This is a genomic window from Desulforhopalus glucosivorans (assembly GCF_054397165.1).
This window is the reverse complement of sequence record NZ_AP044854.1, coordinates 2,018,307-2,031,439: the sequence shown is the minus strand read 5'-3', so window position 1 is coordinate 2,031,439 and position 13,133 is coordinate 2,018,307. Positions and strand designations below refer to the sequence as shown.

The window sequence follows — 13,133 nt, the reverse complement described above, 5'->3', positions numbered from 1 at the left end:
AAATTTGCTTTTTTCCTTTTTGGTGGTGAGTTGAAGATGTACCGATTATCGGTGTTTTCCAACTATCTTCGCACGAGAACAAAGAGGAGATCAATAATTGTTATTATGTGCATAGTTAAAGATAAATTGCAAGCTTGACTCCTTACTTTTTATGAGTGACGGAGGTGTCTTGTATACATCATGGGAGACGGTTTATGTTCCACAAATAATACTGGAAAGGTTAACCGGCTACGTAAAAGCCACGGATATCGGCAACAATGACCGAATTTTTCCCATTTCTTACGTTGCCGCCTGGTCTATGGTGAAAAAAGCAGGCAGAATGGTCAATATCGACCTGCGGAGACATAATCTCCGGCGTCATGCAGCGACTTATGTCTCAAGATCTGGTGCTGCCATAGAAATCGCCTGCAAAGCGATTCTACGACATGCAGATCTTTCAACAACTCAAAGACATCTCGGAAAGGTAAATGACACTGAAGCGATCAGGTGGATTGAGACACTTTATGGATAAGCGTGCCTCAACGGATGAGGGTTGCTCCTTGCCCTTTGAAAGCAATCCCTATGTGTCAGAATAGTTTGCACCTAAAATATTTCCACATATAACAAATGGGCGGTGTGAGAAAATCTAGTGTCAAAACGTTACTCAGATGAGTTCAAGGAATCAGTAATCAAAAGAATGATGCCTCCCAATCCAGTATCTATTCCACAATTGAGTAGTGAAATAGGAGTTTCAGATGTTACTCTCTATAAATGGAGAAAATTATACCGGAACAAAGGGGTGGCTGTGCTAAGAGATAATAAGCCTGAAAATTGGTCAGCAAGCGACAAACTGACTGTTGTGATTGAAACTACTTCTTTCAATGAAGCTGAATTGAGTGAGTATTGCCGTAGTAGAGGACTGTATAGAGAGCAGATTTCCCGATGGAAAATAGAAGCTTTATCAGGGTATGAAAAGAGTAGTCAGGCAAAAAGGGTTCAAAGCCAGGACCGCCGTGAAGATAAGCAAAAAATCAAAAAGCTTGAGCGAGAGCTTAATCGTAAGGAAAAGGCTTTAGCTGAAACAGCTGATCTATTGGTGTTGTCAAAAAAGTGGGAAGCCGTCTGGGGGGAAAACGAGGAAGATTAATTTCTCCTGAGATTCGTCAGATGGCTATTGATTCTATAGCTACCGCCGTGTGCCATGGCGCCCGGCAAAAACAAGCTTGTAGAATTATTGATATCACCGTGCGTACACTACAGTATTGGCGTGTTAATGGTGTAGACGATCAGCGACAAATAGTAGAAAAGAAGCCAGCCAACAAACTCAGTGAGCAAGAGAGGAGTGCAGTTCTTTCAATATGCAATAGTGAAGAATTTATGGACTTGCCACCCAAACAAATTGTTCCTGTATTAGCTGACAGAGGTGAATTTATCGCTTCTGAAAGCACTATTTACCTATTCTTCGAGCTGTTGGCCAAGTACACCATCGAGGGCGCACAGCAAAGCCCAGTACAGTAAAACGGCCAGCTTCTTATACAGCAAATGGTCCCAATCAATTATGGTCTTGGGACATTACTTATTTGGCCAGTACCATAAAAGGTCAGTTCTTCTATTTGTACCTATTTATGGACATTTATAGCCGCAAGATTGTTGGTTGGGAGGTATATGAAAATGAGTCATCTGAACAAGCAGCTGATGTGTTGAGAAAGACTCGTCTCAAAGAAGCTTTACCGATTAATCATGCACTCGTTTTACATTCTGATAACGGTGGTCCTATGAAGGGTGCAACTATGCTTGCTACGATGCAGAAAATCGGTGTTGTCCCTTCTTTTAGCCGCCCTTCAGTAAGCAATGATAATCCATTTTCCGAATCTTTATTCAAAACACTCAAGTACGTCCCTATTTACCCCGCTAAACCTTTTGATAGTGTTGTCGAAGCCAGGCAATGGGTAGCAACCTTCTGTCGATGGTATAACTATTCCCACCGTCACAGCGGTTTGAAGTTTGTAACACCGGTACAGCGCCATCGTGGTAAAGATAAGGTTCTTCTGAAGAAAAGAAAAGCTGTGTATGAAACCGCAAGAAGAAAGCATCCTGAACGATGGTCTGGCAAGAGCAGAAACTGGAATCATGAGACAGCTGTTGAGCTTAACCCTGTAAACCAGGCCCCTGGAAATGATAAGGACCTAATTGTTGCATAAAAGGGAGTACTACTTTTTATGCAATTCAATTTAAACACAGTGGTGAGCTTTAGTAAAAGCCAACTCTGAGAATGGGCTCCGCAGGCAAGCTCGTCAGAAGAGTTGGCTTTTGCTGAAGCGGGTTACAACAAGGACACCAAATTAATCTTTGCAAATGAGCAAATGAGGCGAAAACTATCTTGACAAAGCCTAACATAATTTTCGGAATCTGAAATAATATCTCCTCCATGAGCACCTCACCATGGTGGTATTTCGTATAAAATCAAAGCGTCTGTGAGGTTACGGGGTATGCCTCTCAACTTGATTACCAAGGTTAGTCTTGGCAAGGTCAAACACTTAAGAAATCCTGCAACTTAGAATTCTTCCTGTATCTCGATGATTCATTTGCAGCAAATTCCTAACAATAAATCCGAAATCTAAAACCTGATATTATCCATGAAAATCCTATGTTGCAATGATTGCGAACTCGAAAGTCAAGTGTTAGGAAAATGATACTTTTTAGAGGCATTATTTGAGTGGATTAATGCTCCATTTTGCAATTTCCTTGGTATCGACACAAAATAGTTTGCAAAATAGCAATTGTGCGGCACAAAGCACCGTAAATTGCAGCCCTCTTAAACTTAAAACTGAACGTGGTAGGAAAAATTGTACTGGAACTATTTCGCATCTTCGAGCTTGTACCGTATTCGCAGGACACCATCGCAAAAATCATGAGAGGAAAGCTGGAAGGCTCCGATTTCTGTTGTCCGCTTCACATGTTCACCAATACAGGGGCAAGCGTCGTAATCGCCGATGTGAACAATCCGTACTTTCTCCACGCCATCTGGAAGCCTTGTAATGTTGTAGCGCTGTGTGGCTTGATCTAGAGATATCATTTCTTCGGTTACCTCCAAATCGGCTGAGATTGTTTCATTGACCGCAGCCTCAATTTCTTTGGCCTCGACATCTGTCAACTCGCGATCAAAATGATAATCACATTTAGATTTTTTCTTATTCACATGAGCACTGAAACAGCGGCCGCAATCAAATTTCCTCACCATGCCCTGATTGAGGATGTGTTCAGCCGAGTGCATACGAGGAACGTAGGATTTTGTCATATTAGCACTGCTTATTTTTTTCAGTGTGGAAAAGAAAACCGTGATCCAGTGGGTTCGAATCACGGCTTATTGAAAATAACATCATAGCTATAATCTAAAGAGCATCAACCGTTAACCTCAGCGCCTAAGGCCTTGCCTGCTTTGAATTTGGCAACCGTTTTTGCCGGAATTGTCATCGCTTTACCTGTTTGAGGGTTTTTCCCCTGTCTTTCAGCTCTCTCTGATGTTGAAAAAGTGCCAAAACCGATAAGACTGACCTTGTCTTTTTTACCCAATGTCTCGGTAATGCCTTTGAGGGTAGCATCCAAGGCTGCTGCAGCTTGTTTTTTCTCAAGTCCAGCATTGTCAGCAATGTAGTTGACCAGTTCTTTCTTGTTCATTTAGTTCTCCTGATTGTACATGATTTTATGATAAGTCTGGTTTACCTTTAGGTATCCACGTTTTATCCGTTCTTGACGAATCCGCTCATACTCTTTCAGCATTCCCATTTGTTTATGAAAACGCTGTTTTTTTCCAGGTTGTCCTTTGGTACCAATTCTTCCCCATCTCCGGATTAGGATAAATCCAAAAAGGTCTTTCCCGGCAAAAAGCTCATAGAATGCTTATTTGTTTCGGTCGGGGATGATGCACACATAGTATGAATATTTGTGGCAGTCCATCTTTTATCCTTTTCCCTGAATTTACCATAGTTAATGAGGGGAGGTGTGATGTGCTCTGTATCATCATAATATAGTATAAACAGCTAAAAAGATAAAATGGAAAAAAGATAAAAAGATAAAAAGATATATATTTATCTATTCGATATTGTTTTCTCTTTTATATGCCTCTAACGCTTTTTCGAGGAGTTCAACCTTTTTCATTTTTCCAAAGAAGGCAATATGTCTGAACTCTTCATCAAATTCTGCGGTGACTTTGGTGGCAAATGCGACTGTACGGCCAGTTTTATTTCGTGGTTTTCGAGCGGGCGCTGTTTCCGGAGCTTCGAGGTTATTGTCATCATCCTCAGGTGAGGGAGCGTCACCGAATCGGCTTTTCTTGGATTTTTTTATTTTGCTGAAATCAGCCATTTTCCTACTCGCTCAATAAGTTGCTTAATATACTTTCAAGTACAACGTTAGCCTTGTCATTGAGGCTTTTCCATTTTGTTTCTGTCAAAGCATACCCATCGTTTTGGGATTGTCTGTAACCAGGTTTTTCAAAAATACAGCCATCCAGGACTTTGAATCCTGTTTCAGTAATGAACTCCTTCGCATCATGGATTTCTGATGCTGTGTTGACCCTGGACAGAGCGAAAACAATATTGCTACGCGGTATCTGGTTTTTAACGAGTTCATGTCCTAGCTTGATGGTGGGAATGAGATCTGCTCTACTTGAGCAACAAGGCAATACAATAAGATCGGATATCTTTCCAGCTGCGAGTGTTCCTTTACTGGCTCTGGGAGTACCGTCAATGATTAAGAAATCAAAATTGCTATTTGTGACAGATTTTTGGAGGTCGTTGATCGTTGCAAAGATTTCCACCGAACCAATGGAAGAGATACCATTATTAAGACGCTGCCTATGAAGATCGGACAGGGTGCCCTGTTGAGTATCCATGTCAGCGACCTTAACAGATAAACCACTTTTAGATGCCTCATATGCAGTTGCAAGGGCCAGGGTACTTTTACCAACGCCACCCTTTTGGGAGACGAATGAGATGGTTTTCATGGCTATGTAAAATGTATAAAAAGATTAATTAGAAAAAAGGTAAAAAGATAACTATTTGTCTAGAGGATAAGACTATCTCTTTTCTAATTTCAAATCAAGAGTAAGTAATCAAAACATATTTGAGAGGATTCGATGATTGACGTATGACAGTCTAAATTGTTGAGATTCTAAAAGAGGAAGTCATCACCCATCTTTTGTAGCGGCGGGTTATAACTATCTAATTCTAGATGTAATTCCCTGTATTGGATATTATGCGTTTGACACAAAAAAACATGTGTTTTTGTGTCAAAGGAAGAGTTTAATTAGTACAGAGAAGCAACGTATGCAACAGGTAAATTGCTAGTTCGCGGTAAGAATTCTTATGGTTGGAGTGTCAGGCGGGGGGAGCAATTGGTGAATTGATATTGTCTGGCGAAAAAACGCAAAAGGCGTTACCTCTTTGGCTCAATTAGAATGATGAGGTGTAAATTATGAGTGATGAGTTAAATGATCGTTTGCCATTCAACGCACAAGGTGATCTTCTTAAGACCTGAAAATGCAGATTGAGCAGGGTCAGAAGCAGGCCGTTGCAGCGGTAAATAGTGCTATTACTGCAACCTACTGGCATATGGGAAAGCGAATCAATGAAGAGATCCTTCACGGCGAACGGGCGGAATATGGGAAGCAGGTGATTGCTTCTTTGGCAAAGGAGTTGGTCGTACAATACGGGAAAAGCTTTGAGGCCAGGAATCTGCGGCGAATGATGCAGTTTGCAGAGGTTTTCCCTGATTTTGAAATTGTGTCACCACTGGTGTCACAATTGAGTTGGACACATTTTACCATTCTCATCACCTTGCAAAGCAGTGAGGCCCGGTCATTTTATGCCAGACAATCTATTGAAAATAATTGGAGTAAGCGTGAGTTACAGCGACAGATGGAGCGCAAAATCTTTGAACGATCCGAAATTGCAGATACAAAGTTAACATTGGCCGACTCCAGCCATCTTAGTGGCAACTTTAAAGATCCCTATTTCCTGGACTTTTTAGGATTGAAAGAGGGGTACCTTGAAAATGAATTGGAAAACGCTCTCCTCAGAGAGCTTGAATTGTTCATATTAGAACTGGGCAAAGGCTTTGCGTTTGTTGAACGCCAAAAACGCTTGATTATTGATGGAGAAGATTTCTATCTGGATCTTTTGTTCTTTCACCGGAAACTCAGGAGGTTGGTGGTCATTGAACTGAAGATTGACCGTTTCAAAGCAGCGTTTAAAGGTCAAATGGAGCTTTATCTCAATTGGCTGAATAAGCACGAACGGCAGCAAGATGAAGAGGCTCCAATTGGGCTCATTCTTTGTGCTGAGGCCGGTAAGGAGCAAGTCGAACTTCTCAATATGCGGAAAGATAACATCATGGTTGCCGAATACTGGACAGAGTTGCCACCCAAGGAACTTTTGGAAAAGAAACTGCAAAGTACACTAATCGAGGTGCGAGAACGGCTTGCTGAGCGAAGGATGTTAAGCAGTGACGATCAGAATGAAAACCGAATTGAACCTCTAAAATCAGACATAAAGAAAGGGGTCTCTTCTTTAGATGAGGGATCGGGAGTGGAAATGACGGAAGATTTAATCAAGTCAATTAAAAGTAAAAAGAGTGGGCGGTAGAAAATTTAGCTCAATCAGCGAGCAGCAGCTAAGCATCAAGTAATTGTTCACCCAACTCTTTGAGTGAACCATCACCGTTCACGTAATCGTACAACGATGTTCGAGTGATGCCCAAGCTACTGGCAACCTCAGTCGCATTTGATTTTGAATCTGACATTGCAGCCATTGCCATTCGCAATTTTTCTTTGGTCATTTTGCGTGGCCTTCCCCCGAGTCGCCCTCTTGCCCTGGCAGCAGCAAGTCCAGCTTTTGTTCTTTCACGGATAAGATCTGCCTCAAACTCTGCAAGAGCAGCAAAGATACCGAAAACTAATCGACCATTAGATGTCGTGGTGTCGATCTGAGCACCAGTTCCTGCCAAGACTTTAAAACCGATTTCTCGCTTATTAAGGTCGTCAACTATGGAAACCAGATGTTTCAGACTACGTCCAAGCCGATCAAGTTTCCAGACGACAAGAGTGTTGCCTGGTTGTAAAGCTTTGAGGCAGGCCTGCAAACCAGGCCGGTCATCTCTCCTTCCGGATGCCTGATCTTTATAAATTCTTTCAGAATCAACACCAGATTCCACCAAAGCATCCTGCTGAAGCTCAAAAACTTGGGAGCCATCATTTTTTGAGAGGCGAATATATCCTATCTGCATAGTTCTCTCATTTTGGTGTCGAAAAGGGAGTGTCGTCACAGTTTAGTGTGCATTGATTGTCGACGAGTATTCTTGCACACAGGTTTATGATAAACAATAGGTTTTGTAAGTGTAAGAAAAACGAGAGTTTTTCGACAGGAGTTATCGTTGTAGCATTCCTTTGAGACATCTCGAATTAGTGTTACTGAGTTTTGGTTTATACTTTTGCTATATATCACTACTGTTTTGCAGATAATGAATTGGAGGAAAATGCAGTTATTAAGGAATACTTAATAACTGCGGCTGACGGAAAATATAGGAAGAATTAGACTGCTATCCCGTTGAACATATATTGAACACGGTGTAGTTCTTTTTATATTTCCATCGACTTACGTAGTGATGCTAAGACAGACTGCGTCCTTGATAATGCAACCCAGATGAAGCAGGTGTGGTGAATCTTCTTCACAATGGCGAGCAGGCAATGGCGGAGGGTGGGGTACTCTCGGTTTCTATGAAGACGATGTAACTTTCTTCGGGTTCTCTGATCGAGAATCTACATAATCCTGCACGTCTCCTGAATCATAGTGTGACGATGTAGCACAAAACAATAGAATTCCAAACACTTGCATAATTAATCCTTTTCATATAATAGTTCCTAACAAAACCATCGTCATTCACAATATTGGTGCAATGGTTCTTGTAACATTATGCCCTGCTCTTTGTTTGATAAACCTATAAATCAGCACAACATGAAAAGTTTCTTATGATCAGAAAAATAATTGATCTACACAATGTTGGAAAATTTGAAAAATTCTCTGCCAAAGGGGATGTGACTCTAAAGCAGGTCAATTTGTTTTACGGAGAAAATGGGAGAGGGAAAACAACTTTATGTTCCATTTTGCGCTCGCTAAAGGATAACAATTCCTTACTGATCAAAGAGAGAAAGACTTTAGGCACCTCTGGTGATTGTAAATGTAAGATACAAACGGCAAACGGAATTTGTAACTTTACTGGAGATTCATGGGATCAAGAGTGTCCACAAATTCTAGTATTCGATTCCGATTTTGTTAACAACAACATCTATACCGGTGACACAGTAGACCATCAGCACAAAAAGAACCTATTCCAAGTCATAGTTGGTGAAGAAGGCGTCAAATATTATAAGGAAATTGATAAGATCACTGGTGACATTAAAGAAATTAACCAGGAGCTTAAACTTAAAATAAAAGACGTAGAGAAATATAAGCCTGAAAATGTGCCTTTGAAAGAATACCTGGCAATTCAAGAAAACGAAAATATTGATACTGAGATAGTAGAAGCTAAAGGTAGGCTCAAGACCATACAAGAACAGATAGCCAACACATCTGTGATTAACACAAAGCCGAACCTCGCCACGTTAGTCCTCCCGGTTGTTCCAATAGAAATTGAGCAAACCCTTCTAGATAGCATAGAGCAAATAGATGAGCGTGCTGATGAGCATGTGAAACGACATTTGGAGAGCGGTATGGCTCAACCAAATGAGAAGTGGCTCTCGTTTGGTGCCAACTTACAAAAAGAAGATAATTGTCCTTTTTGCGGCCAAGACGTTAGCAATATTGATTTGATTAAGGCGTACAAGACGTACTTCAACCAACAATACAAAGACCTTTTGGCAAGTGTTAACTCACTAGAGAGCACTGTGAACAGTCGTCTAGGAGAATCTGCCTACATTGGCATAAAGGCCAAACTTCTTGAAAACCAGACAAACCTTGAATATTGGAGAAACCATTTAAAAGGTTTAGAGCTACCAGTAGTCATTTTTGAAAGCATCGATGAGATATTCAAAAAACTGCTATCAGAATGCTTGACACTTATTAAGGCTAAACAGCAAGCACCCATTAGCACTGTAGAACTGTCCTCAAATTACATTGAAGCAAAGCAAAAGGTTGATGATCTAACCATCAGTATCCAGAGCTACAATCAAGAAATTGCAGCGATCAACCAGAAGATAGGGGAGTTTAAGCAATCGCTTCCCAAAAAAGAACAAGAAGTACAAGCTTCATCCTCGCTCGCAGCACTTGCATTGGTCCAAACTCGTCACACACAAAAAGTAAAAGATGCTGTGAACGAGTATGTAAGGATTGAAGGAGAAAAAACAAAACTCGAAGACGCAAAGAAAGCTGAGAGAGAAAAGCTGGATCAATACTGTGATCAAAAAATGGGGTTGTACGAAGATAGTATCAACTCCCACTTGGCCTGTTTTAATACTGGTTTTTCGATAACAAAGGTTAAACACAACTATTCAGGTGGTTCTCCAAACTCCCAATATCATCTAAAAATTAACAACGTCACCGTAGGCTTGAATAAATTCAAAACTTCTCTAAGTTCAGGTGATAGAAATTCATTAGCTTTGGCCTTTTTTCTTGCGTCGTTAGACCATGACAGTGCTTTAAATCAAAAGCTGGTAGCGTTTGATGATCCATTTACTAGTCTTGATAGATTCCGTAGGGAATCAACCGCGCAACTCTGTAAAAAAATAAGTGATAAGGCTAAACAGGTTATTGTGTTGTCCCATGATCCTTATTTCTTGAAGCTCATTTATGATAAATATCCTTCTGCTACAGTTAAAACACTGCAAATTCCAAAATTCAGTACAGGTAGTACAATAGTTGAGTGGAATATTGAAGAAGCCCTGATGTCCTCATATATGAAAAATTATTCAACGCTCATCGCTTTTCTTGATGAGGGAACTGGAGACCTATTGGCAGTAGCGAGGGCAATAAGACCTTTCCTGGAGGGCTTATTAAGAACTCATTTTCCCGGTCACTTCCAAGACGGGCAATGGCTAGGTGACTTCATTCAGAAGATCAGGAATGCAGATGATACATCAGGACTATGTCATGCCAAATCGGATCTTGAAGAAATTGAGTCTATCAACGATTACTCAAAGAAATATCACCATGAACAAAATCCTAATGCTGACAGTGAGTTTATTACTCACGATGAGCTAGAGGGGTTCACAAAACGAACAATTGCGTTGGTTGGTGGAATTTAAAAATGCAGGGTTAACAACCCTGTATATTACTATCCTCATTTGAATTAGTTCAGACCTAATCTGACACCGAGCTTGTCAAAGCGAGGGTTACCGGTTTTGATAGTTGTGCGACCAACAACCAAAACCATGGAGGTAACCCTCATGTTGCATTCTAACAATCCAATAATTAAACACAAGACTGGTCTTTTGAATCTTGCAGAGGAGCTCGGTAACGTTTCTCAGGCTTGCAGAGTCATGGGGCTATCCAGAGACACGTTTTACCGATATCAAGAGGCAGTTGATAACGGTGGAGTCCAAGCCTTACTCAATGCCAATCGTCGTGTACCAAACACGAAAAACCGTGTAGATGAACACATTGAAGCTGCTGTAGTTAAACATGCTACAGACTTTCCCGCTCATGGCCAAACAAGGGCCAGTAATGAATTAAGGAAAACTGGAGTGTTTGTTTCTCCCAGTGGAATTCGTAGTATTTGGCTGAGACACAACCTCTCGTGCTTCAGAGATCGTTTAAAAGCCTTAGAAGAGCACGTAGCAAAAGAAGGTATCATTCTCACCGAAGCTCAAGTGACTGCCCTTGAAAAGAAGAAACACGATGATCAGGCATCTGGTGAAATAGAAACCGTGCATCCAGGTTACTTGGGCTCGCAAGACACATTTTATGTTGGAACACTCAAAGGTGTTGGCCGAATCTATCAGCAAACATTTGTTGATACCTATTCAAAGATAGCTTTTGCGAAGTTATATACAACCAAGACGCCAATTACTGCAGCAGATATGCTGAACGACAAAGTATTGCCTTTCTTCTCAGAAAACGAACTCCCGGTCTTGAGGATACTCACTGATAGAGGAACGGAATACTGCGGTAAGGTAGATCGCCATGATTATCAGCTGTATTTGGCTGTTAATGATATTGACCATACGAAAACGAAAGTGAGGTCTCCTCAGACTAATGGGATCTGTGAGCGGTTCCATAAGACGATTCTACAGGAGTTTTATCAAGTGACGTTTCGGAAAAAAATATACTCAGAGATGGATACGTTGCAAAAAGATCTGGACGAATGGATTGATTATTATAACAATGAGCGTACTCATCAAGGTAAAATGTGCTGTGGCCGCACACCGATGGAAACTCTTGTAGATGGAAAAATTATTTGGAACGAAAAATATATAGATTGAATTTAATCTGACAATTGCAGCTGAAAAACCGGCAACTGTCAGATCAGGTCTGAACCACTACACCTCATTGGCGCAATAAAGTTCCCATAGCAACTCTCCCTCAGGGTCGCTGGTGAAAGGTTCAGGTACTACAAGTACCCCGCCTTTATTGACTCTGTCCTCCGGTGGCCAATCTATAGTTCCATCCCTCTTTTCAAAGACGACTGAGATTCTTCTGTCTCGTCCTGGGATCTTGCTCTTTATTCTGCCCACAGCCGATTTTAAGGCTCCAATTCCTGCTGCCATAATCAGTCTTCTCCAATATTTCTTGGGTATCTTGTCCCTATGCTTGAGTAGGAATCCAAATGTCACATTCATAATCAGTAAATCGTTGCGCTGAAAAATCCCTGTGCATTCAGTCTGAGAATGGGCGGGGGCCTCTCGTTTCTGAGGAAAGGGGTTCAAAAAAGGTTACTCAGCCAAGCTCGTTTTCAACTCTTCCAACTCCCTCTCAATATCGGATATCTGAATTGCATGGATCTTTTTGTCCAATATTCTTGATAGGATCTCAGAGTCTTGTACAGAGAGCTTCCCAGTAACAACAGAATCAAGAAGAAAGCTGGCTGCAACGGATGCCTCTTTAACTGTGTTAATCTCAGTGGGAAAGTCTATCTGGATCTTATGATTCTTTGCTACAGGGAGTATCCTTTCAACACAAGTGCGTAGAGCTTGATTAGAGCCGGACAACGCATTCTCGATAAGGCGCTCTATAAGCTCAGGGGCAGCTTGCTCAATAATCTTGTCACAACGGACATAATTCTTTCGTCTTGAGCCAGTAGGGTAACCATTGGGATTTCCAGACTGACCAGGTTTCCATTGAGAATTGGATTTCACTGTTTTGTCAGAAGACTTCTGGTTGTGTCCTAGTATGAAATTGTTACCAGGTTTTGATACTCTGCCCCCGCACCCACATTGGCAAAGAGGGAGCTTCTTAATACGTTTCACTTGAACTTTCTCCGGTGACGATCAATCCGCTCTTGCTGGTTCACTCTTTTCAGTTTTGGCTGAGGAGAGCGGTTGATTCTTCCTAGTCTCTTGAGAGTGGCTTCTTTGATTCTTTGCCAATCTCGGTCGCTTTGTTTTGGCATTACATATCCTCTTGTTCAATAGGCATAAGTCTATTGGAATAACTTTATTCCTAATCCTCTTTCTGACGGACTTCTTTGACATCGTTACAAGCTGGCATACTCAGCACGGACAGAACGATAAGATTTCATATCGCCAATCTCTGCGTAATGGCAAAGCTCATCATATAGTTGCTTTTTCTTGATGGCTCTTTCATCGACAGCTTGAGTCACGGTTCTAATCTTTTTGGCATTATGATCGTGGTGTTGCATGAATTCACCAAGGTCATTGTAGACAGATAGAGCACGAACTTCGCCACTACCAAAGCCGAAGCGGAGTTTTGCTTGAGCAATAAGATCCGGTGATACTTCAAGGCCAGCTTCCTCAGCCGCTGACATAATGGCTTCTCTGAGATTGATGTCATTCTCTTTCTGCTGTGCTTGTTGCTGTTCTTTAGTTCTGGCAAAAACTCCTTTGCTTTCGTCTAGTACAATTACTTTTTTCATGATCATTTCCTTAATTTGGTTATCGTCTTTAGTTGTGAAATGGGAACGGTCAGTGTTCCCTTTCTTTTGTC

The 13,133-nt window shown here is 41.3% G+C and carries 12 protein-coding genes and 2 pseudogenes; 5 read left to right on the top strand and 9 right to left on the bottom strand.

Annotation, left to right across the window (positions count from 1 at the left end; translation table 11 throughout):
- The first annotated feature begins 169 nt into the window (after positions 1 to 169).
- Positions 170 to 511 carry a hypothetical protein gene (locus tag ACX6CI_RS08755; RefSeq protein ID WP_458777774.1) on the top strand — a complete coding sequence of 114 codons (342 nt, stop codon included), beginning with the start codon at positions 170 to 172 and terminating at the stop codon, positions 509 to 511.
- Between the two features lie 165 nt (positions 512 to 676).
- Positions 677 to 2,180: pseudogene (locus tag ACX6CI_RS08750) on the top strand (IS3 family transposase).
- Positions 2,181 to 2,836: 656 nt separating this feature from the next.
- Here the strand turns inward: ACX6CI_RS08750 and ACX6CI_RS08745 are convergent.
- The 5 genes and pseudogenes from ACX6CI_RS08745 to ACX6CI_RS08725 form a co-directional block, all read right to left on the bottom strand.
- Entirely contained in the window at positions 2,837 to 3,277 is a 441-nt protein-coding gene (locus ACX6CI_RS08745) for an alanyl-tRNA editing protein (RefSeq protein WP_458777773.1), read from the bottom strand.
- Between the two features lie 104 nt (positions 3,278 to 3,381).
- A complete protein-coding gene (locus ACX6CI_RS08740) occupies positions 3,382 to 3,657 on the bottom strand; it encodes an HU family DNA-binding protein (protein WP_458777772.1) in 276 nt (91 codons plus the stop codon).
- A pseudogene (locus tag ACX6CI_RS08735) lies at positions 3,658 to 3,864 on the bottom strand (WGR domain-containing protein); the annotation flags it as partial. It lies immediately after the preceding gene.
- 207 nt (positions 3,865 to 4,071) lie between these two features.
- Positions 4,072 to 4,344, bottom strand: coding sequence for a hypothetical protein (locus tag ACX6CI_RS08730; RefSeq protein WP_458777771.1), 273 nt, complete (start codon positions 4,342 to 4,344; stop codon positions 4,072 to 4,074).
- Between the two features lie 4 nt (positions 4,345 to 4,348).
- Positions 4,349 to 4,984: an AAA family ATPase gene (locus ACX6CI_RS08725; protein ID WP_458777770.1), complete on the bottom strand. Its 636-nt coding sequence runs from the start codon at positions 4,982 to 4,984 to the stop codon at positions 4,349 to 4,351.
- A 535-nt stretch (positions 4,985 to 5,519) separates the two neighbouring features.
- On the opposite strand from ACX6CI_RS08725, the gene ACX6CI_RS08720 reads away from it, so the two are divergent.
- The gene (locus ACX6CI_RS08720) at positions 5,520 to 6,623 is read left to right on the top strand and encodes a PDDEXK nuclease domain-containing protein (RefSeq protein ID WP_458777769.1); all 1,104 of its coding nucleotides are present in this window, start codon (positions 5,520 to 5,522) and stop codon (positions 6,621 to 6,623) included.
- 28 nt (positions 6,624 to 6,651) lie between these two features.
- Here ACX6CI_RS08720 and ACX6CI_RS08715 read toward each other — a convergent pair whose 3' ends face one another.
- Positions 6,652 to 7,263: a recombinase family protein gene (locus ACX6CI_RS08715; RefSeq protein WP_458777768.1), complete on the bottom strand. Its 612-nt coding sequence runs from the start codon at positions 7,261 to 7,263 to the stop codon at positions 6,652 to 6,654.
- Positions 7,264 to 8,005: 742 nt separating this feature from the next.
- Here ACX6CI_RS08715 and ACX6CI_RS08710 point away from each other — a divergent pair.
- Together ACX6CI_RS08710 and ACX6CI_RS08705 are read left to right on the top strand one after the other, a co-directional pair.
- Positions 8,006 to 10,276, top strand: a complete 2,271-nt coding sequence (locus ACX6CI_RS08710; protein ID WP_458777767.1) for an AAA family ATPase — start codon at positions 8,006 to 8,008, stop codon at positions 10,274 to 10,276.
- Between the two features lie 141 nt (positions 10,277 to 10,417).
- On the top strand, positions 10,418 to 11,452 hold the full coding sequence (locus ACX6CI_RS08705) for an IS481 family transposase (protein WP_458777766.1): 1,035 nt from the start codon (positions 10,418 to 10,420) through the stop codon (positions 11,450 to 11,452).
- A gap of 57 nt (positions 11,453 to 11,509) precedes the next feature.
- Here ACX6CI_RS08705 and ACX6CI_RS08700 read toward each other — a convergent pair whose 3' ends face one another.
- The 3 genes from ACX6CI_RS08700 to ACX6CI_RS08690 all read right to left on the bottom strand — a co-directional run bounded on the left by ACX6CI_RS08700 (position 11,510) and on the right by ACX6CI_RS08690 (position 13,062).
- A complete protein-coding gene (locus ACX6CI_RS08700) occupies positions 11,510 to 11,737 on the bottom strand; it encodes a hypothetical protein (RefSeq protein ID WP_458777765.1) in 228 nt (75 codons plus the stop codon).
- A gap of 165 nt (positions 11,738 to 11,902) precedes the next feature.
- Positions 11,903 to 12,325 carry a DUF5681 domain-containing protein gene (locus ACX6CI_RS08695; RefSeq protein WP_458777764.1) on the bottom strand — a complete coding sequence of 141 codons (423 nt, stop codon included), beginning with the start codon at positions 12,323 to 12,325 and terminating at the stop codon, positions 11,903 to 11,905.
- A gap of 338 nt (positions 12,326 to 12,663) precedes the next feature.
- Positions 12,664 to 13,062 (bottom strand): hypothetical protein, encoded by a 399-nt coding sequence (locus tag ACX6CI_RS08690; RefSeq protein ID WP_458777763.1) that lies wholly within the window; start codon positions 13,060 to 13,062, stop codon positions 12,664 to 12,666.
- Positions 13,063 to 13,133: the final 71 nt, after the last annotated feature.

What these genes read in the sequence shown, in the direction of transcription:
- ACX6CI_RS08745 (WP_458777773.1), bottom strand. Translation starts at nt 3,277, where the DNA reads ATGACAAAATCCTACGTTCCTCGTATGCACTCGGCTGAACACATCCTC.
- ACX6CI_RS08740 (WP_458777772.1), bottom strand. Translation starts at nt 3,657, where the DNA reads ATGAACAAGAAAGAACTGGTCAACTACATTGCTGACAATGCTGGACTT.
- ACX6CI_RS08730 (WP_458777771.1), bottom strand. Translation starts at nt 4,344, where the DNA reads ATGGCTGATTTCAGCAAAATAAAAAAATCCAAGAAAAGCCGATTCGGT.
- ACX6CI_RS08725 (WP_458777770.1), bottom strand. Translation starts at nt 4,984, where the DNA reads ATGAAAACCATCTCATTCGTCTCCCAAAAGGGTGGCGTTGGTAAAAGT.
- ACX6CI_RS08720 (WP_458777769.1), top strand. Translation starts at nt 5,520, where the DNA reads ATGCAGATTGAGCAGGGTCAGAAGCAGGCCGTTGCAGCGGTAAATAGT.
- ACX6CI_RS08715 (WP_458777768.1), bottom strand. Translation starts at nt 7,263, where the DNA reads ATGCAGATAGGATATATTCGCCTCTCAAAAAATGATGGCTCCCAAGTT.
- ACX6CI_RS08710 (WP_458777767.1), top strand. Translation starts at nt 8,006, where the DNA reads ATGATCAGAAAAATAATTGATCTACACAATGTTGGAAAATTTGAAAAA.
- ACX6CI_RS08705 (WP_458777766.1), top strand. Translation starts at nt 10,418, where the DNA reads ATGTTGCATTCTAACAATCCAATAATTAAACACAAGACTGGTCTTTTG.
- ACX6CI_RS08700 (WP_458777765.1), bottom strand. Translation starts at nt 11,737, where the DNA reads ATGGCAGCAGGAATTGGAGCCTTAAAATCGGCTGTGGGCAGAATAAAG.
- ACX6CI_RS08690 (WP_458777763.1), bottom strand. Translation starts at nt 13,062, where the DNA reads ATGAAAAAAGTAATTGTACTAGACGAAAGCAAAGGAGTTTTTGCCAGA.